The sequence below is a fragment of the Hymenobacter sp. BRD67 genome (assembly GCF_013256425.1).
GTDB lineage: Bacteria > Bacteroidota > Bacteroidia > Cytophagales > Hymenobacteraceae > Hymenobacter.
On record NZ_CP053904.1, the window covers coordinates 102,520 to 128,412 of the forward strand.

Here is a 25,893-nt window from a genome sequence, read left to right on the forward strand (position 1 = left end):
AATTGCTTCATAATAAATTCATTAAAAAATCCTCGCCCTATCGGTGAGGATTTTTTTTGCTTGTGCAAGAGGGCAATTTTGCCGAGATGACCGAAAAAAATAGTAGTCATGCATCTTAACCTGTGTTTTTTTAGCTGCCCGAAGCCAATATTCTATACATTTTAAAATCAGCCGTAAGTACTTGATTCACTTGCTAAAAGGTTTGGTATTGATAAATTAACAACTTCGTAATGGCTGGGATGGCTGGTTCAGGAGGCCCTCTTGGCTGTTATTTTTTGCTTATACTTGCCTCATCCGTTTCACAAAATCAAATTTTGAGACACCCACTTACACTTTTCCACCATGAGTAAACACTTATTCTGGGTCATTCTGCTTCTTGCAGGCTTTTGCCATCAAGCTTGGGCACAAGACCGAAACATTTCGGGTAAGATAACCGACCGCGCCACCGGTCAAGGCTTGCCAGGGGTTACTATCATCGTGAAGGGCATGCCTACCATCGGCACGTCATCAAATGCTGATGGGGCATATTCCCTAAGTGTGCCTTCAACGGCCACTACACTAGTGTACAGCTTCGTGGGTTACGCTACCCAGGAAGCCACTATCACGGGCGTAAATACTGTTTCTGTAGCGCTTGCTACGGACACAAAACAGCTCAATGAGGTAGTCGTAACGGCCCTGGGCGTGGAGAAGAACCGCAACCAGCTGGCTTTCGCTGCCACCCAGATTGAAGGGGGCGAAGTAACGCAAGGCCGCAACCCGGACGCCGTACGGGGACTGGAGGGCAAAGTAGCCGGTCTGGACATTGTGCAAAGCAACGCCTTGGGCGGCTCCAGCAACGTTGTTATTCGTGGTATTAAGTCGCTCGGCGGTAATAACTCGGCGTTGTTTGTGGTTGACGGGGTGCCGATTAGCAACAGCAACACCAGCACCGGCGGCGGCTCGGCTACTGGCTATGACTACGGTAATGCGGCCTCGGATGTAAACCCCGACGATATTGCTACCGTGACCGTGCTTAAAGGTTCGGCTGCTACGGCCCTTTACGGCTCGCGCGGGGCGCAAGGCGTTATCCTGATTACGACTAAGCGGGGCCGTAAGACGGGGCTGGGGGTAACAGTTAACACGACCACAACGGTTGGTCGCGCTGACCTAAGCACCTTTATACATTATCAAAAGCAGTATGGCGCCGGCTATGGCCGCTATTACTCGAATCCCAGCACCGACCCGAATCTGAATAACCGCTTCGATGTGGACGGCAGCGGCGCTTTAGTTGTACCTACCTACGAAGATGCCTCCTACGGGGCCGCCTTCAACCCGAACCTGATGGTACGGCAGTGGGATTCCTATGTGCCGGGCATGGCCAATTTCGGTAAAGCCACGCCGTGGGTTGCAGCGGCTAACGACCCGACCACTTTCTTCCAGACCGCCGTTTCGACCCTGAACAGCGTATTTGTGGACGGGGGTGACGACCGCGGTACGTTCAAGATAGGCTTCACCGACAACAATGACAAAGGCTACCTGGCGAATAGCGATGTTCGTAAGGACCAGCTCAATTTCGCCGGTACGCTCAACTTGTCGTCTAAGCTGACAGTCAGCACCAACCTTAACTTCTCGCGCACGGCTGGCCTCGGCCGCTATGGCACAGGCTACGGCTCCGAGAACCTGATGACCAACTTCCGCCAGTGGTGGGAGATGAACGTGGACATGAAGCAGCTGAAGCAGGCTTATGATATGGGGCAAGACCCCAACAACCCAGCCAGCGGCATCAATAACGGCAACGTAACCTGGAACTTCTCTAACCCTTCGGGCGGCGACTTGTCGGCCATTTACTGGAACAACCCCTACTGGGTGCGCTACCAGAACTACGAGCAAGACACGCGCTACCGCACCTTCGGCAACGTAGTGGCTAATTATAAATTCGCCAACTGGTTTAATGTGCTGGGCCGCGTAACGGGTGACAGCTACGACCAGCTACAGGAAGAGCGCTCGGCCGTAGGTAGCACGCAGGCTTCTTACGTGCCTTACTACAGCCGGTACAACGCTACCCGTCGCGAATTCAACTACGACCTGATTGGCAATTTTAAATTTGACCTGTCGCCGACCTTCTCGCTCAACGGTCTAATTGGTACCAACATGCTGCGTATCAGTACGACAAGTATTCAGGGTACCACTAACGGGGGGTTAGTTATTCCCGGGCTCTATTCGCTCAACAACAGCGCCTCGCCTATCCCGTCTATTCCTGAAACGCAAACCAACTACGGGGTAGATGCTGTGTACGCTAACGCCACGCTGGGCTTCAAGAATCAAGTGTTCCTGGACCTGACGGTGCGCCGCGACCTGGCTTCGACGCTGCCTACCGGCAATAACATTTACTATTATCCCTCGGTAGCGCTGGGCTACGTATTCTCCGAAGCGCTCAAAGACAAAACCCCGTGGCTGTCCTACGGTAAGGCCCGTATCAACTACGCGGAGGTGGGTAACTTTGCCCCCGCGTTGTATGTAAACTCTACCTATACGTCGCAGCCGGTGTTTGGTACCAGCCCGGTCTATCGTTTGCCTACCACGCGTAACAACGCTGATCTGCGGCCGGAGCGCACCCGCAGCTACGAAGCTGGTCTGGAATTGGCTTTCCTGCAGAATCGGTTGGGCTTCGACGCCACGGTATATCAGCAAAGCTCGTTCGACCAGATTCTGCCTGTGAACGTACCCGCCACTACTGGCTACCTGTATCAGGTAGTGAACGCCGGCGAGATTCGTAACCGTGGGGTGGAGGTAGGCGCCTTCGTTACGCCGGTGCAAACCGAAGGCTTTAAGTGGACGGTGAACGCCAACTTTACTCACAACCAGAACGTACTGCTTTCACTGCCCGCCGGCTTCGATAACCTCCAGCTCGCTACTTACCAGCAAGGGGTGTCGCTGAACGCGACCGTTGGGCAGCCAGTAGGGCAGCTGCGCGGTACCGACTATATCTATACGAATGGGCAGCGCACGGTAGGCGCCAACGGGCAGTACCTGCAAACGACGACGGCTAATGCCAACATCGGTAATATTAACCCGCGCTGGCGGTCAGGCATCACCAATACGTTTACCTATAAGGCGGTGTCGTTGCGTTTCCTGATTGACATCCGCACCGGTGGACAGATATACTCGCTCGACCGCGCCTATGGCCTGGCCACCGGCCTGGCCGCCGAAACAGCCGGTAACAACGACTTGGGCAACCCCTCGCGCAATACCCTGGCTACCGGCGGCGGCATCATTCAGCCCGGCGTAATGGCTGATGGTACGCCTAATACAGTCCGCGTTAACAACGCCGACTACGGTTTGTATGGCTACGTGCACAACCCGAACGCCGGATTTGTATATGATGCGAGCTTCGTGAAACTTCGGGAGGTGGCACTGACGTTTGCCTTGCCGAGCACCTTGCTCAGTAAAATTGCTGTGAAAGGGATTGATTTCTCTATCGTGGGCCGGAACCTGTGGATTATCCACAAGAACCTGCCTGATGCCGACCCCGAAGACCTGGCTACCGGCGGTGGCGGACTGGCGGGCGGAGGCAGCAATGGTCTTGCTGGCCAAGGTTTCCAGTCGGGAGCTTACCCGGCTATGCGCACGATAGGGGCTAACATTCGTCTCAGCTTTTAATCTTCCTTGCTATCTATCATGAAGAAATCTTTAATTCTGGCCATCCCGGCATTGTTATTGGCCGCGTCCTGTGCCAAAACGCTGCCTAACGTTGACTTGAAAAGTCCTAGCGCGGTGCCGGGCGTGTACCTGGTTACTTCGGCCGAGCGCAGCCTGGCTCGCTCCCTGAGCAGCACTAACCAAAACGGCTATATTTCCCGGCTGCTGGTGCAGTACTGGACGGAGACAACCTACAACGACGAGGCCACCTATAACCTGGCCAACCGTACTATTCCGGATAACGTCTGGACTGCCTACTATCAAGGCGCGCTTGGTAACCTTAATGAGGCGAAGCGACTGATTTCGGCAAACGGTGGTATTGATGCGGGTACCAAGGCCAATCAGTTGGCTTGTGTAGATGTGCTAGCTGTTCACGCCTGGCATAACCTGGTGGATACCTTTGGGAACGTACCTTACACCCAGGCGCTGGATATAAACAATAAAACGCCGGTGTACGATGACGCCGCTACCATCTATACCGACTTGCTCAAGCGCCTTGATGCTGATATCGCTGCGCTTAAAGCGAATCCTACCGCCGGCAGCCTGGGTTCGGCCGACCTTATTTACAATGGGGACATTCCAAGCTGGATTAGGTATGCCAACTCGCTGAAGCTGCGCTTAGCCATGACGACCTACGATGTAGACCCGGCTCGGGCTAGTACCTTGGTTCAGCAGGCTGCCCCCAATGTGTTTCACTCAAATAGTGACGCTGCCCAACTAGCGTTTGAGTCCACTAACCCTAATACGAATCCCCTCTATGAGGACTTGGTGCAGAGTGGTCGCTACGACTATGTAGGTACGAACGTTTTTATTGATAAACAGTTGGTGCCTACTAGTGACCCGCGGTTACCGATTTACTTCCAGCCGGTAGGTGGGAAAGCTACTTACGCAGGAGCACCTTACGGGCCTGCCACTAACTACAGCTTGTGGTCGAACCCTGGCGTGATTCTTCACCAGCCCACCCTTCCCGCAATGTTCCTGTCCTATTATGAAGTGCAGTTTTTGCTGGCTGAGGCTGCCGCCCGTGGCATCAATGTCGGCAGTTCTGCCTCTGACTTGTACAACAACGCTGTTACGGCTTCCATTACTTACTGGGAAAACATAGCTGGTGTGGGCAACCCGAGCGTAGATGCTCCGGCCTATTTGGCTCAACCCAGCGTGACCTATGCCACGGCAACGGGTGATTTTAAACAAAAAATTGGAATTCAAAAGTGGATTGCTCTCTACAACCAGCCTACCCAGGCCTGGACGGAGTGGCGTCGCCTCGATTATCCTAAGCTGCAAGCGCCAGCTGTCACCTACCAAGGCTCGGGTATTCCGCTGCGCTACTTCTACCCGAATAGCGAGCAGAACCTGAACAACGCTAACCGCCAAGCGGCTGCGACGGCAATTGGGGCGACGTAGTTTCTACCAAAATTTTCTGGGATAAGTACTAGCTTTCTTGCAGCCCAGCACAAACCCCTGCTTCTGAGCTCAGAAGCAGGGGTTTCTTTTGACTAATCTAGAGCTAGATAGTTGAGCGGTTTGCAATTATCCAGCTTGAAAAACACGGGTGGGGCAGTCTGGCCGGAATGGGCAGTGAACTAGCGTAGTTAACTCAGCAGGTTCGCTTCAGGTTGGTGGGGCGGGTAACCAAAGGCGGAGCGACGGCGGGTACCGTATCTGCAATGCCAGTGCGTCTCCCCTATCCGTATGATGAGCAGAATATTAATAGCACTAGCTATGCTGCCCATTGGTGGTGCTAAGGTGACCACCAGGATTTTCTGGGATAAGTTTTACATACAGCTCATAAACACAAAAGCGCTGCTTAACCAAGCAATGCTTTTGTGTTTATGAGCTGTATGTAATAAAATGCGTAGGTATTAAATAAGTAATATAAATAATATTATATATAATTATTTAAGCTTGCCCTTTACTTCGGCCAAACTCTTTTTTATGAAAAAAAAATGAACTGCGAAACATGAAGCACCCAAAGATTTTTTTTGATGCTCTGAAATTATATTTCTGAAAGTCAATTTCTTGCGTTTGCGTGTGGTAGTTATTGTTTAACTTTATGGCAGGCGCATAGAAAATACCTTACGTACTTTGACGCTATCTGATTAACTTGCCACACCAATTTTTCTGTGCCGTACAGCACAAAGCCTTTTTTATCTTTTTCACCTTCTTTATTTTCAATGAAAAAAACCTTACTCATGAGCTTGCTGCTCATGCTTACCCTCTTCCATACGGTGCTGGCTCAGACGCGAACGGTATCGGGACGGGTAACTGACCGACAGACCGGTGAAGGCTTACCGGGAGTAACAGTACTGCTGAAAGGAACTACCAATGGAACCTCTACCAACTCGGAGGGCTCCTTTAGCCTTACGGTACCGGAAACGAATGGCACACTGGTATTCAGCTCTATCGGCTACGTGCCGCAGGAGAGCATTATCGGCAAAGAAACCCAGTTCAACATTGCCCTGGGTGCCGATGTAAAGCAGTTGAACGAAGTAGTAGTAACGGCTTTGGGTATTGAGAAGGATACCCGCTCGCTGGGCTATGCTACCCAGCAGATTAATGCTGACCAGCTGTCACAAAAATCAGAGCCTAACGTGCTCAGCGCCCTGCAGGGCAAGGTGTCGGGCGTAACCATACAGACGGCCAGCGGCCTGCCGGGTGCTTCTACCAACATCAACATCCGCGGCGTAACCTCGTTCTCGGGTACCAACCAGCCGCTGTTTGTGGTAGATGGTATTCCGATTAGCAACACGGTTGACCTTGGCGCTGCCGGTGGCTACGGCTCACTGGGCGCAGCTCAGACCTCCAACCGGGCATTGGACATTGACCCGGAGAACGTGGCCAGCGTCAGCATTCTGAAAGGCCCGGCGGCGGCGGCCCTCTACGGCTCGCGGGCAGCTTCCGGGGCTATCATCATTACAACCAAGGGTGGGCATGGCGCATCCAACAAGAAAACGGAAGTAACGGTAACTTCGGGCTATACCCTGCAAAACGTATATGGCCTGGCGAAGCTGCAGAACAACTATGGCCAGGGTACTGGTGGACGTAACATCATGACTTCACCCGGCGACCCAAACTTTGGTTCCTCTGCCTCGTTCGGTCCGGCTTACGGTACTACGCCTACGCTGTTTAACGGCCTGCTCGCCGGCTCGGCTTCGGGCCTGGCCCTGGATGCTAACGGCAAACCTATTCCGATTAACTATCAACCTTACAACAATATCCAGGACTTCTACCGTCAGGGTCACGTTTTCACCAATGGCGTAAATATCCAGGGTGGTACTGCTGAGCAGAACGTATCGCTCAACGTAGTAAATACGACCCAGGCTGGTATCACGCCAAACTCTTCGCTCAATCGGACGAGCGTACAGCTGGGCGGTAACACTACGCTGGCCAACAAGCTGCGTGCTGGTGGTTCGGTCAACTTCATTCAGACTACCCAGAACGGCCCGCAGCAGGGCAACGGTGGCTCGGCTTTCGCCAGCCTGTCCAGCTTGCCGCGCAGCTACAACCTGCAGGGGCTGCCTTATGTAAACGCTAACGGCTACAACTTATTCCTGGGCTCTAACTACACCGGTGCGAATCCGGTTTATGGTACGGAAAACCCTTACTTCAGCGTTTATTCTAACTCATTTAACTCTAACCTAACGCGCTTCATCAACACGGCCAACCTGAGCTATGATGTTGCTCCCTGGATGAGTATCCAGTATCGCGCCGGTTATGACGTGTACACCGACCGCCGTAAGACGGTGTTTGCTATCGGTGCAACGCGGGTACCATCCGGTGAGGTGCAGGATGCCTCGTTCTTCCGGAGCGAACTTAATGGTGACCTGCTCATCAACCTCAAGAAGGATAACATCTTCACCGAAGGCTTCAACGCTAACCTGCTGTTGGGCCAGAACATCAACCAGCGTCGTAGCCAAACTATCCAATCGCAGGCCGACAACCTAGTATTTGGGGGCTTCCCAAACTCCAGCGTAGCTACGGTATTCTCGAACGGTACGGGTGAGAGCTCGTCGCTGCGTCGTCTGCTTGGTTACTATGGTCAGCTGTCGTTGTCTTACAACAACTACCTGTTCTTGGAGCTGACCGGCCGCGCCGACCAGTCGTCGACGCTGCCGATTGCGAACAACACGTTCTTCTACCCTTCGGCCACCTTGGGCTTTGTATTCACGGATGCGCTTAAGATTCAGTCGAAATTCTTCTCCTATGGAAAGGTTCGCGCCAACTATGCCAAAGTGGGTAAGGATGCTCCGGTGTACGACCTGAACACGCCTTACGTAGTGGGGGCATATGGCAACAACGTTGCCAACGTAAACTTCCCCTTCTCGACCAGCCCCAACAACTCCAGTGCTTCGAGAACCTACGCTGGCTATAGCCTCAGTACCGTAGCTGGTGGTGGCCAGACGCTCCAGCCCGAGTTCACCCGCTCGTATGAGTTTGGTACCAACCTGGGTTTCTGGAACAACCGCGTCACCTTCGACCTGACATACTTCAAAACCATCAGCGAAAACCAGATTTTCCAGGTAACTACTGCTGGCTCAACTGGTCTGGCTGCTCGCGTTACGAACGTGGGCCGCATGGACAACCAAGGCTACGAGGCCCTGGTAAACATCAACCCGGTACGTGCGGGAGGTTTCCGTTGGGATATCACGGGTAACTTCACCCGCATTCGTAACAAAGTGGTTTCGATTGCGCCCGGTGTTACCCAGTCCAGCATCAATACCGACTACTTCACGGGTATTCAGCCTTCTATCGTAGTAGGCCAGCCCTACGGCGTTATTCTGGGCTCGGCCGTTACTCCCCGTGTAACGGATGTAACCAGCCAGTATTACGGCCAGTACCTCATCAACCCGGCTACCGGCGCGTTTGCTTCGAGCACCGGCCTTTCGCCCATCTGCGACCCCAACCAAGCCTGGACGGCCGGTATCACGAACAGCTTCTCTTACAAAGGCATTGGCCTGTCTTTCCTGATTGATACCAACCAGGGCGGTGGCATTTTCTCTTACACCAACTACGTAGAGAAAATCCGGGGTATGCTCTACGAAACGGCGGTTAACGACCGTAACCTGCCCCGTCAGCTGCCGGGTGTGATTGCAGTGAAGAATGCGGATGGCACAACGGGCTATGTACCCAACAACATTCAAATCGATGCGCAGACGTACTGGGCTTCTTTGTCGAACGGCTCGGGTAGCGAGAATAACGTGTACGATGCCACGGTTTACCGTCTGCGCGAAGTAACGCTGAGCTATTCGCTGCCGAAGTCGCTGCTCGAAAGCACTCCTTTCGGCAATGCCAGCCTCTCGCTCACGGGTCGTAACCTTTTCTACTACGCTCCGAACTGCAACTTCGACCCGGATGTTAGCACTCAGGGCGCTGGCAACGGTGGCAGCGCCAGCGGCAGCACGGTTCGCGGCCTCGAGCTGCAAGGTGCGCCAAATACGCGCAACTATGGTGTGAACCTGCGCCTTACCTTCTAATCTGCTTTGCTTTTTATTTCATGAAAAAACATAATTATAAACTCTTAACGCTGGCCGCTGCTTTGGTGGTGGCCAGCACGGGGTGCAAGGTTAACTCGTTTCTGGATGTAAACCAGAACCCGAATAGCTTTGAAACGGCTCCTCCCGGTGTGGTACTTACTAACCTGGAAGTAGTAAACGCTTTCAACACCGGCAACGATGTTGACCGGACCAGCTCCGTATTGATACAGCATTACGCAGGTGTCGGCAACCAGATTGCGAACGTTGATAACTATCAGCTGCAGCAGTCGGGCTTTGCTGATGCCGCCTGGAACCTGTATTATCAGGGCACGATATACAATGCCAATGGGTTGATTACGGTTGCTGCGAACACTTCCAGCCCCGCTTACTCCGGTATTGCCAAGTTGCACAAGGCGTACGCTTTTGCTGTCCTCACCGACCTATGGGGAGATGTGCCTTATTCGCAGGCAGGCCTGGCGCTTAACAATCTTTCGCCACGCTTCGATGCCCAGCAGGACATCTACCAGGGTAACGCTACGCTGGGCATTCAGAGCCTGTTTGACCTGGTGCGCGAAGGCCTGGCCGACTTGGCTAAAACCTCGGCTGTAACGCCTTCGGCGGTCGATGACCCGGTTTATTCGGGTGACCTGGCCAAGTGGAACCGTATGGGAAACACGCTGCTACTCAAGCTGGCTAATACTATCAGCCGTAAAAATCCTACGCTGGCTAATGCAGTTATCGCCGAAGTGCTGGCGAAGGGTACCAATGCTTACATCACTTCGAACACCGACGACTTCCAAGTTCCTTTTGGCAGTGCAGTTGGTAACCAGAACCCGATTTACTACTTTAACTACGTAAACCGGCCGGCTGACCAGTTCCTGAGCCAGCGCCTGCTTGACAGCATGAACGTGAAGAGCGACCCGCGCCTGCCGTTCTTCTTCACGAATACGCCTACGCAGACTGCTACGGTAAATACTTCGGGCACGAACACTAAAATACCGGTTAACCCGCTTGTGCCCCAGCTACCGCCGGTGCTACCTTCTATACCTTCACCGGCTATCAAAATAACAGCGGTGCCGGGACTCCTGTACAAGCTAACCGTTCGACGGCTGGCGTGTATCAGATTGCCACGAAGGGAGAAGCGCCCATCCGGATGATAACCAACTTCCAGCGGGCGTTTATTCTGGCTGAGTATTACCTGAGTCAGAACGATGTAGTTAACGCCCAGCGGTACTACACCGAAGGCATTACTGCCTCGATGACCAAAGTAGGCTTAACGGCTGCTCAGGTAACTGCTTATCTGGCAGCTAACCCCAGCATTGCTACTTTACAGGGAGGTAATGCCCGAATGCTCGACCAGATTATCACGCAAAAGTGGATTGCCTGGGTAGGTAATGGGTACGAAGCCTATAACGACTATCGTCGTACCGGCTACCCACGCCTGGCAGTGGTTCAACCTAATGCTAGCCCGGACGACCAGAACACGATTCCTTCGCGTTTCCCGTATCCTACCTCCGAACTCAGCAACAACGCGGCCAACGCTCCGGCTTTCGTAAAAACCAACGTGCATGTATGGTGGGATGTGCGCTAAGCGCACATCTTCCTACCCACTCCTTCTTTCTCAGCTCTTGATATGAAGAATAATTTAATTAAAGTAGTCACGTTGTTACTTCTGGCTGCAAGCTCATTTTCTTGCAAAAAGAAGTACGACAGCATGAATATCAACCCCCTGGGCGACCTGGTGGCGACCATTCCGGTAACGGTAACCAACTACGATTACTTCGAGCGCTTTCCTATCGTGAATGCCTCCATTAGTAATGGGGGGGCCTTCCACTTCGATTTCCAGATTCCGGCCGGTGGGCCTACCATCAAGGAAATCACGAAGGTGACGACCACTGCCGTTGCGGCCGGCAGCTCGCTGACCCAGCTAAATAACATTACCATGTCGGGAGCGGGTGCCGCGTTCGCTTATAACGCTACGGGTACTGGTGCTAATCGTGTTGTGACTCCCATTGCTGGTAATAATACCAATACGATTACATTCAGCTCTACTCTGGCACAGTATCTGGCCTTCCGGCAGGCCAATGGGGCTTCCGCTGGTCCGGCTACCACTACCACTACTCCGGTTAGCCTGCCTGCGCCTACTACCACCGCTTCGCAAACGCCAACGGAGATTCAGTTCTACTTTCTGATGACTTTGTCGGACGGTACGACTATCATTCCGCAGCCGGCGCGGGTACGCGTGCAGCCCTAGTCGATAGCAGCTTTCCCTTAGCAGCTAGCTGCTAAAAATATAAAAGGCCCCACCTGCTTGCAGGTGAGGGCCTTTTATATTGGTATAAATGCGTTAAATTCTAATATAATATATTTTCTATTGAATTAACTGCATGGTCCCATCATGAATTGGGTCGGGTCACGGGTAACGCTAGCAGGGGCCTTTTGCCACTGAACACAGGCAAAGTCGTGTGATGTCAAGCCACGTATGGTCTTGAGTTATTTGACCTGATTATAGGCAGTAAAAAGGCTTGTAGCTGTATAGTCCCATAGACTACAAAATCCCAACCCGAAAAATGCATCATACTCTGGTACTATACACCTCTGACTGCAGAAGCATGGCATACCAGATGATTTTCGAATAGCGTCAAGAACAAGGTCAGTTTTTTAGAAGATTTTTCATAAAAAAATCTAAAAATTGCAAATAAGCTGGAGCTTTATTACTTGCTACTCACTACTTTCGTGACCTCACATCATCATTCCCTTTTAGTCACTTTTTTATTACCATTCGCTACATGAAAAAAGGTCTACTACTGAGCTTATTGCTCATAGTTACTCTGTTTCAAGCAGTACTGGCCCAAACGCGGACAGTATCGGGACGAGTAACAGATAGAAAAACCGGTGAAGGATTACCGGGTGCAACCATATTACTTAAGGGAACAACAACCGGTATTTCTTCTAATGCCGATGGCCAATTCACGCTTAATGTACCAAATACGGGTGGTGTTTTGGTTGTTAGTTCCGTTGGATTTACTACTCAGGAGCAAGCTATTGGCAGTGCATCAGTAGTAAATATTGCCTTGGGTGCTGACAGCAAGCAACTTAACGAAATTGTGGTAGTAGGTTATGGTACTCAAAGCAAGGCTCTTGTCACTGGAGCAGTAGCGACCGTAGATGCCAAGCAGTTTCAGGACCAGCCGGTAACTGGCCTTGACCAAGCTCTGCAAGGTCGGGCCTCTGGCGTTCAGGTTACGTCTAGTTCAGGCACGCCGGGTGGTGGGGTATCTGTTCGTATTCGCGGCGCTAATTCTATCACGGCTAGTAGTGAGCCCCTGTACGTAATTGATGGCGTGCCGATTAATACTGGTAGCTACTCTGATATTGGCGTAGGCAATCAGCAGACGAATGCGCTGGCAGATATCAACCCCAATGATATCGCATCTATGGAAATCCTAAAAGATGCTTCCGCTTCTGCTATCTACGGCTCACGGGCTGCCAATGGTGTCGTACTCATCACAACCAAGCATGGCCAGCAGGGAAAGACCCGAATTTCATTAGACGTGTATGGTGGTGTGCAGCAGGTTCGTAAAGAATTAGCTGTCCTCAATGGCCAGCAAGCTCAGGACCTCATTAACGAGTCGCGTACAAACGTTGGTGCTGCCCCCGCTACGTAACGGCCAACCCTACCGCTTCGCAGCTTCTGTTTTCGAATGCCAACACTAATTGGCAGGACCAGATATTCCGTAACGCAGGCATCTCCAATTACACCTTGACTGCTTCAGGCGGTGATGCTAAAACCACATTCTTGGTATCAGGTACTTACTTCAATCAGGATGGTATTATTCTTGGCTCTGGTTACAAGCGGGGCAGCGGTCGTCTCAATCTGGAGCACAAGATATCCGATAAGGTCAAATTCGGTACTAACCTTACGGTAAGCCGTTCGACGAGCAATCGCATTAACAACGACAACAATATTTACGGTGTATTAAGCGCTGCTATTTTGACAGGCTCTCAGACCCCGGTCTATAATGCGGATGGTACGTACGCTCACGACCCCCTTAATGCTTCAATTGAGAACCCGGTAGCCGCGGCGCTAGTACCCACGTTCACGTCGGTAAATACCCGTGCCATTGGCAACGTCTACCTTCAGGTAGAGCCCATTCAGGGCTTGGTGCTACGTAGTAGTGTAGGCGGTGACTATCTGAACCTTCAGGAAAACCGCTTTATCCCTAGCACGCTGAACGCTGGCCGCGCAACCAGTGGACTAGCTAACGCCAATAGCCGGTATGACATTGCTTGGTTGAACGAGAACACAGCTACCTACAACAAAGCATTCGGTGACCACCATGTATCATTACTGTTAGGTCAAAGCGCTCAAAAGTCGGCCCAGCAAGGTATTCAGGCTACCGCTACCACCTTTGCAACCAACCTAATCACGCAGTTGGCTGCCGGTGCCGTAAAGCAGACCGCTTCATCTGATGCCACACAGTGGACACTACTTTCGTATTTTAGTCGTCTGAACTACGACTATAAGGGTAAGTACTTGGTAACGGCTGGTATACGCGGCGACGGCTCATCCCGCTTCGGTGCCAATAATAAATATGGTTACTTCCCCTCTGTCTCACTTGGCTGGCGTATCGGTCAGGAAGCCTTCTTGGTTGACAATCCAATTGTTAGTGAGTTAAAGCTTCGTGGTGGCTACGGCCAGACTGGTAACTTTAACATTGGTAATTTCTCTTCTTACACGCTCTACGGTGTAGGCAGCACCTACTTGGCTAACTACAACAATGTGGCTGGTCTAGGCATCCAGCAACTGGGCAACCCGGACCTAACTTGGGAAAAGTCGGCGCAGGTTAACATAGGTGTTGACTTTGGGGTATTGAACAACCGGGTGCTGCTCTCTGCAAACGTTTTCAAGAGCAAAACCAGTGCATTGCTTCAGAATCTCCCTTGCCACTGACGTCTGGCTTTTTTAGCTTGGTAGCGAACGTTGGTGCGCTCGAGAACAAGGGCTTGGAACTGGATTTAACGACCCAAAATGTGAAGAGTAATGTCTTTACCTGGACGTCAAACTTCAACATCTCCTTTATTCGCAATCAGGTTACCCAACTTGCTAACCCTAGCGCCCAGTATCCTAGTGGCGCCCCTATATTACTGGCTTTGCTAGTCGCGTTGAAGTTGGGCAGCCGCTTGGTGCGTTCTATGGCTACGTGGTAGACAGGATTTACAAGAGTGCCGATGAAGTTAATGTTGATAATGCAGCTGCTCGCACCGCTAGTGGTAAGAGCAATACATTTTATCAAGCGCAGGGTACCAGCGCTGGCGATATCCGTTTCAAGGATTTGAATGGTGATGGCGTTATCAACTCGGCTGACCAGCAAGTAATTGGTTCTGCTCAACCGAAGTTCTTTGGTGGCTTCAACAACCAGTTTAGCTACAAAGGCATTGACCTAGGCTTCTTCTTTCAATACACGTATGGTAATCAAATACTCAACGTGACCCGTGAGTATGCGGAAGGGATGAACAGCCAGTTTGGGCAGTTGGCCACTACTCTCAATCGCTGGACTCCTAATAATACTAATACTGATATGCCGCGTGCGGCTGCTGGCGATCCTAACGGAAATACGCGTAACTCGACCCGCTTCGTTGAAGATGGTTCATACCTGCGTTTGAAGACAGCCACGCTGGGCTACAATCTGCCAAAGCCGTGGTCTGAGGCCATTCACTTTCAGAATATTCGGGTTTATCTCTCTGGCCAGAACCTGTTGACCTTTACTAAGTACTCAGGTCTGGACCCGGAAGTAAGTACTTTCAGCGGTACGAATACTTCGTTAGGTACCGACTTCCTCACCTTCCCGCAAGCGCGGACTTATCAGGTTGGCGTTAACCTCAGTCTCTAATTAACAACATTTCAATTTAGCTTATATATGAATATCTCTTTTAAAACAACAACTCTTGTGTTGTTTGGAGTATTAAGTTTGGGTGCTGGTAGCTGCTCTAAGTTTCTAGAGCCCTTACCACAAAACTCGCTGAGTCCCTCTCAGGTCTTCGCGGACGAAGCCGGCGCAACAGCAGCTCTTATCGGCACATACGGCGCTCTAACCAGTACTAGTTACCTAGGTGTTACGTATCCTGCATTTGCTGATTTGGCAGCCGACAATCTATCTTGGACGGGCACGTATCCTACTTGGTCGCAGGTTAAGAACCATGCAATCCTAGCAGACAACGTTGATATCACGAATACCTGGGCAGCCATCTATGCAGTGATTAACAGTGCTAACAACGTTATCGCGTTAACGCCGGGTATCGCCAGTATTCCAGATAGCCATAAAGCTCAATTAGTTGCCGAAGCACAGTTTCTGAGAGCGATAGCTTATTTTGACTTAACCCGGTTCTGGGGAGATGTTCCTTTGGTGCTGACGCCAACCACCGGCCCCGGTGCCGCGCTTAATGTATCTACCGTGCCTAAGGCGCAGGTGTACGACCAGATAAAGCTTGACCTGACAGCAGCTGAAACTGCTCTGCCGGATGTAAACGTTGGGCGCGGCACCAAATGGGCTGCTAAAGCTCTCAAGGCTCGCCTAGCTTTATATCGCGGCCAGTGGCAGGAGGCTTCTGACTTGGCCGACCAGATTATTGCAAGCGGTAAGTTTCAGCTTATGCCAAGCTACCGCTCTGTTTTTACTACCGAGAATTCTGTTGAATCAATCTGGGAAGTACAATTTGAGGCTACCGGAAACAAGAGCTATGAAGCTTTTTATATGGTTCCTGGTAGCAATGGTGGCCGCAACGAGGCTTCGCCCACTGGTTCTGGATCCACGCTTCCTGCTGCCTATGAGCCAGGCGACACGCGCAAGGCGGCCACTATATCCGATGGGACTTTCCTTATTGGCGGGGCACCGGCGCCAGCCGGCGTGCAAATTAAATACTACCAGCCCAGCGGAGAGGACAACTTCCGGTATATTCGTTATGCGGAGGTACTACTAACCGGCGCTGAGGCTAAAGCTCAACTCGCTAATACAACTGGGGCCTTGACTCTGTTAAACCAGGTACGGACTCGCGCCGGGCTTGCGCCGTCAGTGGCTACCGGTACCGCGCTGCTAGATGCGATTGCCCAAGAGCGCAGGGTGGAATTAGCATTAGAAGGACATCGTTGGTTTGACCTTGTTCGGACAGGTAAAGCGCAGCAAGTTTTAGGCATTACCGACCCCAACCGTTTACTGTTTCCAGTTCCACAGCGCGAGACTCAGAATAATCCTAATATCAAGCAAAATCCTGGCTATTAAGGAATAGCATGGGCTAGCAAATAAAAAGGATTCGGCATATGCCGAATCCTTTTTATTTGCTAGCCCATGCTTAAGTAAGTGAAGGGTTACGGGTAGGGAACTGACGCCAAAACTAATGGTATAAAATTTATAAATATTGAATAATTATTATTTTACTATTTAAAAAATAAAAAAATAATAATTATTCAATATTTAAACTATTTTTAGACTAGCGTCTACAAAATATACTGATTTATATCTCTATTTTTTACCATGTCGCGCAGGCGCTCTTCCACGAGCTGCGGCGTGATGGTGAGCTCCGTACCAGCGGGGAGCTTGTCGGGCACGTCGAAGAGCAACTTGTTGAGCAAGCGGCTCATAACAGTGTGTAGCCGGCGGGCACCGATATTCTCTACTTCGCTGTTGACTTCGAAGGCAATTTCAGCCAGCTTGAGTAATGCCTCATCCTCAAAGTTGAGCTGCACGTCTTCGGCGGCCAGCAGGGCCTGGTATTGCTTGGTAAGGGCATTCTTAGGGTCTTTGAGAATGCGGTAGAAGTCGTCCCTGGTCAGGCTTTGAAGCTCGACGCGGATGGGAAAGCGGCCCTGCAGCTCGGGGATAAGGTCGCTGGGCTTGGAAACGTGGAAGGCCCCGGCCGCGATAAACAGGATATGGTCGGTATTTACGATGCCGTACTTGGTGTTCACGGCCGAGCCTTCGACGATGGGCAGCAGGTCGCGCTGCACGCCCTGGCGGCTCACGTCGGGGCCACCGCTTTTACCGCTGCCGCTGGTAGCTACCTTATCAATCTCATCAATGAAGATGATGCCCGAGTTTTCGGCCTGCCGGATAGCTTCTTCCTTTATTTCGTCCATATCGACGAGCTTGGCAGCTTCTTCTTCGAGCAGAATTTTGCGGGCTTCGGCCACGGATACCTTGCGCTTACGCGATTTTTTGGGCAGCATATTGCCCAGCATGTCCTGCAAGCCCGACATCGTAGCCTCGTCCATCATGCCTGGTGCCCCCATAATGCCTACGTTGGGGCCACTTTGCGCCACGCTAATCTCGATGCGGCGGTCTTCCAGCTCCCCATTCCGGATTTTCTGGCGGAAGCGCTCGCGGGTACGCTCGTTCAGTTCCTGGTCCGAGTCGGGCAGAGCGCTCGTGGCACTGCTTTCGCTGCTGAAGCCCAGTCCAGTGCGACCAGCGGCATCTTTCGGGTAGCCTTTAATGGGCGGAATAAGCGCATCCAGAATAAGGTCTTCGACTGCCTGGGCAGCCTGGGCTTTCACTTCTTCCTGGCGGCGCTGGCGAAGGCGGCTTACTGCCTGCTCGGCCAGGTCGCGCACCATGCTTTCCACGTCGCGACCAACGTAGCCGACCTCCGTAAACTTGCTGGCCTCGACTTTCACGAAGGGCGCGTCGGCCAGGAACGCCAGCCGGCGGGCAATCTCGGTTTTGCCCACGCCGGTAGCCCCAATCATCAGAATGTTGTTGGGGACAATCTCCTTCTGCATCTCGGCTGGGGCGTGCAGGCGGCGCCAGCGGTTGCGAAGCGCAATGGCTACGTGGCGCTTAGCCTCGTGCTGGCCAATGATGTACTTATCGAGCTCGGCTACAATCTGGGCCGGCGTAAGAAAGGTGGTATCTAGCATTCGGGTAAAAGGGAGAATGGTAGCGTCAAAAAAGCACGTCATGCTGAGCTTGCCGAAGCATCCTGCGCGAATCGTTGAATGATGCGAGCGAGAGATGCTTCGGCAAGCTCAGCATGACGTGCTTATAAGCAGGAAAAACGTAGTCAGTAGGTAAAATAGTTACTCTTTCTTCTTGCTAAAGCTGTCGAAGCGTCGGCTCAGGGTAAAGTAATTGCTGCTGCCGGCTGCCTGTAGGGTAGCATACGTATAGTCGAGCTGAAACTGCGAAATCTTTACCATAGCTCCGAAGCTGAAGCCGGCCCCGCCGCCCACATTATCGAGGCGCAGCTCACGGGCTTGCAGGTGGTTGTAGCCCATGCGCAGGCTCAGGCCCTTGCCCAGCAGCAGCTCGGCCCCCACGGTGAGGTGCCGGGCCAGGTTGTCGCCAAAATTTTTCTTGGCCCGGACGGTATCGCCGTTGGCATTGGTCGTGCTGCTGTTGGGGTCGAGGTACTGGATATCCCACTGCTGCAAGTGGTGGGCCGTAAACGTGAAGCGCAGCGGCATGTGCTCGGGCTTGATAGTGGTGCCGAGCTGCACATCGAGCGGCAGCGGCTCGCGGGCGGCTGCAGTATAGGGCTTCAGCATATATCCCGCGTTCTTCATCACCAGGCCCACCGTAAAGTCCTGCTCATTAGGCTTATAGAGCACGCCCGCATCGCCGGCGAAGCCGACGGCGCGGTTGCCGGCAATGCCCGACACGACCAGCTTGCCGGTGAGGCCGAAGGTGAATTTGCCCTTGGTATAAGAATCGGCGGCAGCCAGGGCATACTCATTCACCGAAAACGTGCTCAGCACATTGCCGGCCGCATCGTAGCTATCAAAGCTGCCGTAGTTGAGATACGTCAGGCCCAGGCCAAAGCGGCCGCTCTTCTGGGTATTAAAGGCATAAGCCGCGGTGCTCTGCTTAATGTCCGTTACGTAGCTCACGTAGCTGACGGCGGCCGCGTGGTCCATATCGGCATTGAGCAGCGCCGGGTTGGCAAAAAACTGCGTGGGGTCGCTGCTGCGGGTAGAGGCAGTCATGCCACCCAGGGCCGCTACCTGCGCCGAGGGTGGCAGCTCCAGAAATGGAAAGGCCGCGCGGCCACCCAGTTGGGCCTGGGCGGCGAAAGGCAGGAGCAGCAAAAAGGCGGAGAGATGCTTCATCGTTCTAAAGTAACGAGCACGGCGTAAGCTTTCGCCTGCCGGAAGCTGAAAAATGGTTTTCTCATTTCGGGCAGGCGAAAGTTTACCTCGTACGCTATTGTACCTCTACGCTGGGGCCGGCAGGAGCCGGGGGCTCGTCGCGCACGGGCAGTTTTTGGGGCGGGCCACCAGCTCGGGCAGCAGCGCCACGGCCAGCACGTCGTCGACGCGCTCGGCGTAGTGAATGTGCACCCCCTTGAGGTAGTCGGCCGTAATTTCCTCCACATCCTTGCGGTTTTTGGGCGAGAGAATAATCAGGTCGATGCCTGCTCGTCGCGCGGCCAGCAGCTTTTCCTTAATGCCCCCTACCGGCAGTACCCGCCCCCGCAACGTGATTTCGCCGGTCATGGCCATTTTGGGGCGCACTTTGCGCTGGGTGTAGGCTGAGGCGATACTGGTAAAGATGGCAATGCCCGCGCTGGGGCCGTCTTTCGGAATACCGCCTTCCGGGAAGTGAATATGGAGGTCGTACTGCTCAAACAGGCGGTAGTCGATACCCAGCTCATCGGCCCGCGAGCGCAGGTAGGAGAGGGCCGTAATGGCCGATTCCTTCATCACGTCGCCCAGCTGGCCCGAGAGCGTCAGCTTGCCCCGGCCCCGGCTCAGCAGGCTTTCCACAAACAGAATATCGCCGCCCACACTGGTCCAGGCCAGGCCCGTTACCACACCAGCCGTGTCGTGGTCCTGCTCCTTGTCGCGGTCGAAGCGGGGCGAGCCCAGTATTTTGAGCACATCGCCGGGTTCGAGCTGAGCGGGCAGGGGCTCTTTGCCGGCCTTGCGGCGGGCCAGGTTGCGGGTAAGGGCTGCCAGCTGGCGCTCGAGGCTGCGCACGCCGCTTTCGCGGGTGTAGTCGTCGGCCACGCGGTGCAGGGCCGGGTCGCTGATTTTAACCTCGGTTTCGCCCAGGCCGTGCTCGCGCAGCTGCTTGGGCCAGAGGTGTTTTTTGGCAATCTGGACCTTCTCTTCCTGGGTATAGCCGGTCAGGTCGATTATCTCCATCCGGTCGCGCAGAGCTGGCTGAATAGTATCGAGCGAGTTGGCAGTAGCGATAAAGAGCACCTTGCTCAGGTCGTACTCTACCTCCAGGTAATTATCGGTAAAGGTGGAGTTTTGCTCTGGGTCAAGCACTTCGAGCAGGGCGGAGCTGGGGTCGCCGCGGAAGTCGCTGCTTACCTTGTCAATCTCGTCCAGAATAATAACCGGGTTGCTCACACCGGCCTTCTTAATCTGCGAGATGATGCGGCCCGGCATGGCCCCCACGTAGGTTTTGCGGTGCCCGCGAATCTCGGCTTCGTCGCGCACGCCGCCCAGGCTCAGGCGCACGTACTTGCGGCCCAGCGCCTGCGCAATGCTGCGGCCCAGTGAAGTTTTCCCCACGCCGGGAGGACCGTATAAACACAATATAGGCGCTTTTAAATCTTGCTTCAGCTTGAGCACGGCCAGGTACTCGATAATGCGCTCCTTTACCTTTTCGAGGCCGAAATGGTCGGCATCGAGGATTTTGCGGGTGCTCTTGAGGTTAAACTTATCCTTGGTAGTTTCGCCCCAGGGCAAATCCAGCAAAAACTCCACGTAGTTGAGCGTGACCGGGTAGTCGGGCGACATCTGGTTGAGGCGACTCAATTTGCCCAGCTCTTTATCGAAGTGCTTGGCCACGGTTTCGGGCCATTTTTTATCCATGGCGCGGGCGCGCATGGCGGCCACGTCGCCTTCGGCACTGCCTTCGCCCTGGCCCAGCTCATCTTGCAGGGTTTTGAGCTGTTTGCGCAGAAAATACTCGCGCTGCTCAGCGTCGATGCCGGTGTGCACCTTGGTGCGGATATCATTCTTGATTTCGAGCAGCTCTACCTGGCGCAGCAGCGCTTCGAGCAGCTGGCGGCCCTGGGCTTCAGGGTCGGCCAGCTCCAGCAGCAGCTGCTTGGCCGGCAGCTCCAGCTGCACGTTCGATGATAGAAAGTGAATCAGAAAAGCCGGCGACTGAATACCTTCGAGCATGGTGCGGGCCTCCATCGGAATCTCGGGCGTGAGCTCCAGGACCTTGCTGGCCGCCTCGCGCAGGCTTTGCAGCAGCACCAGCTCGCTGTCGACCTCGGCATCGAGGGCCCGCTCGGTGAAATAAGTGACCCGCGCCGTGAGCTGGGGCGTAAAGGTGAGCTGCTCGCCCACCTGAAACCGTACCTGCCCCTGGATAATGATGGTAACCGTATCGTCGGGCTGGTCAATAATTTTTAGAATGCGAGCCAGCGTACCTATCGGAAACAGGTCGTCGGTAGTAGGCTCGTCGGCATCGGGCTGGCGCTGGGCCACTACGCCCACCAGCTTATCATTTTTGGCCGCCAGCTTGCGCACCAGCCGGATGCTTTTCTTACGCGTGACGGTTACGGGCAGCACCACGCCGGGAAAGAGCACTGTGTTGCGCACCGGCAGAATAGCCAGCACGCCGGGCGCGTCCGCGCCCGGCATCAGGTGGTCGGGGTCGGCGGCCATAATGGCAATGGCTTCGGAAGGTGAATCGGTACCGCCGGCGGCCAGGCGGCCGGGGTGAGTCAAATCAAACGACATAGAAAAGGCTGTTAGCGAATAGCTATCAGATACTAGCTGAAGCAAATGGCCGGCTAGCAAGCAATTGGGCGGCTGCCACGGTGGCAGCCAGCTCCCAATCAGCTAAGGTAAGCCCCGGCAGGGCTGGCACTGGGGCAAGGGCCGTGCCAGCCCTGCGGGGCCGGCCAAAGCGGCACGTGCGGCTCATGCGCAGAAGCGTAGTATTAGTATTATAAAAGTAAAATATATGAAATTGATAAATTTAATTAATGGCTGAGCGCATCGCACTTACGCAAACCTGCCGACCTTCGCGCCATGAGAATTCTGCTGGTGGAAGACGAGGTGGTCGTCACCTACTTTATTCAGAAAGGCATTGAGGCAGAGGGGTACGACCTGCGGGTGGCCTACGACGGGCTGATGGGCCGGGCCATGTTCGACCAGCACCCCTACGACGTGGTAATTCTGGACGTGAACCTGCCCGGCATGAACGGCTTCGACCTGTGCCGCTACATCAAGCAGCACTCGCCCCGGCAGCCGGTACTGCTGCTCACCGCGCTGGATGGGATTCAGGACAAGGAAAATGGCTTCGGGCCGGGGCCGACGACTACCTCGTCAAGCCGTTTGAGTTTCGGGAGCTGCTCTTGCGCATCCGGGCGCTGGCGCGGCGCGGGGAAGCCTACGCCGGCCTGCGCCACGTGCTGCGCGTGGCCGACCTGGAGCTGGACATCAATGCCCGCACCGTGCACCGGGCCGGCCAGCCAATTGAGCTGACCACCCGCGAATACTCGCTGCTGGAATACCTGATGACCAACCAGAACCGTACCGTGAGCCGGGTCGATATTGCCGAAAAGGTCTGGAACCTGAACTTCGATACCAGCACCAACATCATCGACGTGTACGTAAATTACCTGCGCAATAAGATTGACAAGCCCTTCGGGCAAAAGCTGCTGCACACGATAGTGGGCACGGGCTATATGATGCGGGGTAAGCAGGTACGCGATGCAGATTAAACATAAGCTCCTGCTCTGGTTTGCCGCGCTAGTTATTGCGCTTTTGCTGGCGCTGGCCGCCTACGTGTACGTGAGCACGGCCCGCTTCCGGGCCCAGACGTTTGCCGAGCGCCTGACCCGCAAAGCGGCCCTTACCCAGCAGGTGCTGGCGCTGGGCGACTCCGCCGCCGGGGCCATGCTGGCCTCGCTGCCCGAGCAAAGCGAATACGTGTATGCGCCGGGCGGCCAGCGGGTGTACTCGGCAGGACTCAACCCGGATTTCCACCCCTCCGCTACGTGGCTGACGCTGGCGCGGGGTCTGGATTCGCTGGCCTTTACCTATCAAAGCCCCGGCCACGACGAGCGAAAGGAAGGCATAGCCCTTACCTATAATCGACCGGGTGCCGCTGGCCGTTACGTGGCTGTGGTAACGGCCTACGACCAGCAGGGCTACGACCAAATGCACCGGCTGCGGCAGGTGCTGGGGCTGGGTATTTTGGGGGCGGTGGCGGTAGTGGGCGCGCTGGGCTGGCTTTTTGCGGTGCGTGCCCTGGCTCCGCTCACGCTGGTTATCGGCCAGCTGCGCACCTCGCAGGCCGGGGCGGCCGGCTTCCGGCTGCGCCCGGCTAATGCCCGCGACGAAGTAGGCCAGCTGGCGGCGGCTTTCAATGCTCTGCTGGCCCGGCAGGAAGCCCTGGCCGAGAGCCAGAGTGCGTTCATCTCACACGCCTCGCACGAGCTGCGCACGCCGCTCACTACGCTCAAGGGCTGGCTCGAAACCTCCCTGGCCTACGACCAGGATGCTGATAGCCTGCGCGTGGGCCTGGGCCGGGCCGTGCAGGAGCTGGACCGCCTCACGGCCCTGACAAACGGCCTGCTTTACCTGGCCCGGCTCGATGGCCCCGACCCCACGCTGCCTACCGCCCCGCTCGACCTGGTGGACGTACTCCTGGAGGTGGTAAGCACGGCCCAGCGCCAGCACCCCGGCCGCGTACTCAACCTTGACCTGAGCGAGGGCGTGCAGCAGCAGTTGCACGCCCCTTCGCTGCGGGGGCATGCCTCACTGCTGCGCACTGCCTTGGGCAATCTGGTAGATAATGCCGCTAAGTATTCTAACGGGCAGCCCGTGGATGTATGCCTCGAAATGGATACCGAAATGGCCGTACGCATTCGTATCGAAGACCGGGGTCCCGGCATTCGCCCGGAGGAAGCTGAGCGCTTGTTTGAGCCCCTGACCCGCGGCCGCGACGTATCGGCCGATGTGCCGGGCTTCGGCATTGGGCTGACGCTGGCGCGGCGCATTATTCAGCGGCACGGGGCACGCTGCGGCTGCGGCCCCGGCCCGGCGGCGGCACCAGCGCCGAGGTAAGCTTGCCGCTGGCTGGCGGGTAGGCAGAAAGTGAAAGTGCGCCTGCTATTCTGATGGGGTGAGGCCCCACGCAGAGAGCTACAGAAACACCTTCTAATAACTTCTAATTTCATCTTAATACCAGTCTAATACCACCACCGGAGGTTTGCAGCATGAAGCTGAGAATCTTCCTTTGCCTGAGCTGGCTGGGCCTGCTGACAGGCCCCGGCCTATTGGTAGCCCGGGCGCAGCAGCCTCAGGGGCTCCCCGAGCTGCCTCGGCCGCTTACCCTGCCACAAGCCCTGGAAGTAGCGCAGGCCAAGTACCCGGCGCTACGGGCCCGGCAGGCCGCCGTACGGGCCGCTGAAGCAGATGTGCGTACCAACCGGTCAGCCTTTTTGCCGCAGGTAACAGTGCAGGCGCAGGCCCTTAATGCTACTGCCAACCAGGTGCGCGGGGCCTACCTGCCGGGCGTCGCTTTTTCGGAGTCGGGGGCCGTAAAATCGACCGGGCCCGACGGGCGTACCAACTTTTCCAGCCTGGGGGTGCTGGCCATCGAGTGGCCAGCCGTCACGTTCGGCCGCTACCGGGCCAGCGAGAATCGCTCGGAAGCAGCTGTATCGGCTGCCCAGGCCGATTACGACCAAGCCGTATTCGAGTATCAGGCGCAGGTGGCCGATGCCTATCTGCTGGCCCTGGGAGCTGAGAAGGCGGTAGCCTTGCAGCAGGCTAACCTGGCGCGCGCCCAGCAGCTGGCTGTGGTTATCCGGGCGGGTACGCGTTCCGGCATCCGGCCGGGTATCGACTCTTCCACTGCCAATGCCGAGCTGGCCCGCGCCCGGCTGCAAGTGCTGGCGGCCCGGCAGCAGGCCCGAACGCAGCGCACCCGACTGGCGGGCTTGCTGGGCCAGCCCACCCAGGAGGTGCAGCTCGACTCCATGCAGTTTTATTCGCGCCTGCCAGTGGCCGGCGCTGCCGCGCCCGATACTACCCGCGCTACCAACCCGCTGCTGCGGGCCTACCGCCAGCGCATCGTGGCCAGCCAGGCGCAAGCCTCATTGCTTAATGCTAATAAACGTCCCAGTCTCAACTTATTGGCTTCGAGCTGGGGCCGGGGCTCGGGCGTGCGCGACGCCGTGGATGACAAAGGTAATTTTGTCATCGACTCATCGCCGGGCGCCGGGCTGCCCTTCAAGGCCTATAACTATATGGTGGGCGCCACCCTCACGTGGCGGGCCACTGAGCTGATTCACTCGGGGCGGGCGGTGCAGGCGCAGCGCATTCGCAGCGAGCAGGCCCGCGCCGATTACGACGAGCAGGCCCTGCAGCTCGAAACCCAGCTTCAAAACGCCCGCCTGCAAGTAGAGCTGGCCCAGCAAACGGCCCTGGCGGCGCCCGCGCAGCTGGCCGCTGCCCGCCAGGCCTACACCGCCGCCCGCGCCCGCTACGACGCCGGACTCGACAACCTGCTCGTGCTCACCCAGGCCACCGAGGCGCTCAACCGCGCCGAAACCGACCAGGCCCTGGCTACCAACAACCTCTGGCGCGCCGTGCTGCTGCAAGGCGCGGCCGGCGGTAGCCTCGGCGGGTTGCTGGGGCAGCTGTAGCTAAGAGTCCTGATTAAGAACATCATGCTGACGAAGGAAGCATCTCTGCCGCTTCGTTGCTAAGGCATTGAATAGTTGACCGGTAGAGATGCTTCCTTCGTCAGCATGACGGACG

At 55.0% G+C, this 25,893-nt stretch carries 15 protein-coding genes and 1 pseudogene; 13 read left to right on the forward strand and 3 right to left on the reverse strand.

The window, feature by feature from the left end:
* Positions 1 to 342 precede the first annotated feature (342 nt).
* The 10 genes from GKZ67_RS00480 to GKZ67_RS00525 all read left to right on the forward strand — a co-directional run bounded on the left by GKZ67_RS00480 (position 343) and on the right by GKZ67_RS00525 (position 16,432).
* Positions 343 to 3,639: a SusC/RagA family TonB-linked outer membrane protein gene (locus GKZ67_RS00480; RefSeq protein ID WP_173240674.1), complete on the forward strand. Its 3,297-nt coding sequence runs from the start codon at positions 343 to 345 to the stop codon at positions 3,637 to 3,639.
* Between the two features lie 18 nt (positions 3,640 to 3,657).
* A complete protein-coding gene (locus GKZ67_RS00485; RefSeq protein ID WP_173240675.1) occupies positions 3,658 to 5,082 on the forward strand; it encodes a SusD/RagB family nutrient-binding outer membrane lipoprotein in 1,425 nt (474 codons plus the stop codon).
* A 770-nt stretch (positions 5,083 to 5,852) separates the two neighbouring features.
* A complete protein-coding gene (locus tag GKZ67_RS00490; protein WP_173240676.1) occupies positions 5,853 to 9,152 on the forward strand; it encodes a SusC/RagA family TonB-linked outer membrane protein in 3,300 nt (1,099 codons plus the stop codon).
* A 20-nt stretch (positions 9,153 to 9,172) separates the two neighbouring features.
* Positions 9,173 to 10,309, forward strand: coding sequence for a SusD/RagB family nutrient-binding outer membrane lipoprotein (locus GKZ67_RS00495; protein WP_173240677.1), 1,137 nt, complete (start codon positions 9,173 to 9,175; stop codon positions 10,307 to 10,309).
* Positions 10,267 to 10,743, forward strand: coding sequence for a SusD/RagB family nutrient-binding outer membrane lipoprotein (locus GKZ67_RS00500; protein ID WP_173240678.1), 477 nt, complete (start codon positions 10,267 to 10,269; stop codon positions 10,741 to 10,743). Before GKZ67_RS00495 ends, GKZ67_RS00500 begins: the two co-directional genes overlap by 43 nt.
* Before the next feature lie 123 nt (positions 10,744 to 10,866).
* Positions 10,867 to 11,406 carry a hypothetical protein gene (locus GKZ67_RS00505; RefSeq protein ID WP_173240679.1) on the forward strand — a complete coding sequence of 180 codons (540 nt, stop codon included), beginning with the start codon at positions 10,867 to 10,869 and terminating at the stop codon, positions 11,404 to 11,406.
* A gap of 535 nt (positions 11,407 to 11,941) precedes the next feature.
* The gene (locus GKZ67_RS00510) at positions 11,942 to 12,820 is read left to right on the forward strand and encodes a TonB-dependent receptor plug domain-containing protein (protein ID WP_173240680.1); all 879 of its coding nucleotides are present in this window, start codon (positions 11,942 to 11,944) and stop codon (positions 12,818 to 12,820) included.
* 95 nt (positions 12,821 to 12,915) lie between these two features.
* Entirely contained in the window at positions 12,916 to 14,106 is a 1,191-nt protein-coding gene (locus GKZ67_RS00515) for a TonB-dependent receptor domain-containing protein (RefSeq protein ID WP_173240681.1), read from the forward strand.
* 250 nt (positions 14,107 to 14,356) lie between these two features.
* On the forward strand, positions 14,357 to 15,046 hold the full coding sequence (locus tag GKZ67_RS00520) for a hypothetical protein (protein ID WP_173240682.1): 690 nt from the start codon (positions 14,357 to 14,359) through the stop codon (positions 15,044 to 15,046).
* Between the two features lie 27 nt (positions 15,047 to 15,073).
* The gene (locus tag GKZ67_RS00525) at positions 15,074 to 16,432 is read left to right on the forward strand and encodes a RagB/SusD family nutrient uptake outer membrane protein (protein ID WP_173240683.1); all 1,359 of its coding nucleotides are present in this window, start codon (positions 15,074 to 15,076) and stop codon (positions 16,430 to 16,432) included.
* 215 nt (positions 16,433 to 16,647) lie between these two features.
* Here GKZ67_RS00525 and hslU read toward each other — a convergent pair whose 3' ends face one another.
* From hslU to lon, 3 genes are all read right to left on the reverse strand, one after another.
* Complete coding sequence (gene hslU / locus GKZ67_RS00530; protein WP_173240684.1) at positions 16,648 to 18,066, reverse strand: ATP-dependent protease ATPase subunit HslU; 1,419 nt, start codon at positions 18,064 to 18,066, stop codon at positions 16,648 to 16,650.
* A 159-nt stretch (positions 18,067 to 18,225) separates the two neighbouring features.
* Positions 18,226 to 19,254 carry a type IX secretion system protein PorQ gene (gene porQ / locus GKZ67_RS00535; protein ID WP_173240685.1) on the reverse strand — a complete coding sequence of 343 codons (1,029 nt, stop codon included), beginning with the start codon at positions 19,252 to 19,254 and terminating at the stop codon, positions 18,226 to 18,228.
* Between the two features lie 105 nt (positions 19,255 to 19,359).
* The gene (gene lon / locus GKZ67_RS00540) at positions 19,360 to 21,855 is read right to left on the reverse strand and encodes an endopeptidase La (RefSeq protein WP_173240686.1); all 2,496 of its coding nucleotides are present in this window, start codon (positions 21,853 to 21,855) and stop codon (positions 19,360 to 19,362) included.
* A gap of 294 nt (positions 21,856 to 22,149) precedes the next feature.
* On the opposite strand from lon, the pseudogene GKZ67_RS00545 reads away from it, so the two are divergent.
* The 3 genes and pseudogenes from GKZ67_RS00545 to GKZ67_RS00555 all read left to right on the forward strand — a co-directional run bounded on the left by GKZ67_RS00545 (position 22,150) and on the right by GKZ67_RS00555 (position 25,778).
* Positions 22,150 to 22,844, forward strand: a pseudogene (locus GKZ67_RS00545) (response regulator transcription factor).
* Positions 22,834 to 24,192 (forward strand): sensor histidine kinase, encoded by a 1,359-nt coding sequence (locus GKZ67_RS00550; protein ID WP_254244981.1) that lies wholly within the window; start codon positions 22,834 to 22,836, stop codon positions 24,190 to 24,192. The pseudogene GKZ67_RS00545 and the gene GKZ67_RS00550 overlap by 11 nt, the downstream one beginning before the upstream one ends.
* 152 nt (positions 24,193 to 24,344) lie before the next feature.
* The gene (locus GKZ67_RS00555; RefSeq protein WP_173240687.1) at positions 24,345 to 25,778 is read left to right on the forward strand and encodes a TolC family protein; all 1,434 of its coding nucleotides are present in this window, start codon (positions 24,345 to 24,347) and stop codon (positions 25,776 to 25,778) included.
* The last annotated feature ends 115 nt before the right edge of the window (positions 25,779 to 25,893 follow it).

What these genes read in the sequence shown, in the direction of transcription:
- porQ (WP_173240685.1), bottom strand. Translation starts at nt 19,254, where the DNA reads ATGAAGCATCTCTCCGCCTTTTTGCTGCTCCTGCCTTTCGCCGCCCAG.
- GKZ67_RS00525 (WP_173240683.1), top strand. Translation starts at nt 15,074, where the DNA reads ATGAATATCTCTTTTAAAACAACAACTCTTGTGTTGTTTGGAGTATTA.
- GKZ67_RS00555 (WP_173240687.1), top strand. Translation starts at nt 24,345, where the DNA reads ATGAAGCTGAGAATCTTCCTTTGCCTGAGCTGGCTGGGCCTGCTGACA.
- GKZ67_RS00480 (WP_173240674.1), top strand. Translation starts at nt 343, where the DNA reads ATGAGTAAACACTTATTCTGGGTCATTCTGCTTCTTGCAGGCTTTTGC.
- hslU (WP_173240684.1), bottom strand. Translation starts at nt 18,066, where the DNA reads ATGCTAGATACCACCTTTCTTACGCCGGCCCAGATTGTAGCCGAGCTC.
- lon (WP_173240686.1), bottom strand. Translation starts at nt 21,855, where the DNA reads ATGTCGTTTGATTTGACTCACCCCGGCCGCCTGGCCGCCGGCGGTACC.
- GKZ67_RS00505 (WP_173240679.1), top strand. Translation starts at nt 10,867, where the DNA reads ATGAATATCAACCCCCTGGGCGACCTGGTGGCGACCATTCCGGTAACG.
- GKZ67_RS00510 (WP_173240680.1), top strand. Translation starts at nt 11,942, where the DNA reads ATGAAAAAAGGTCTACTACTGAGCTTATTGCTCATAGTTACTCTGTTT.
- GKZ67_RS00490 (WP_173240676.1), top strand. Translation starts at nt 5,853, where the DNA reads ATGAAAAAAACCTTACTCATGAGCTTGCTGCTCATGCTTACCCTCTTC.
- GKZ67_RS00550 (WP_254244981.1), top strand. Translation starts at nt 22,834, where the DNA reads ATGCAGATTAAACATAAGCTCCTGCTCTGGTTTGCCGCGCTAGTTATT.
- GKZ67_RS00485 (WP_173240675.1), top strand. Translation starts at nt 3,658, where the DNA reads ATGAAGAAATCTTTAATTCTGGCCATCCCGGCATTGTTATTGGCCGCG.
- GKZ67_RS00495 (WP_173240677.1), top strand. Translation starts at nt 9,173, where the DNA reads ATGAAAAAACATAATTATAAACTCTTAACGCTGGCCGCTGCTTTGGTG.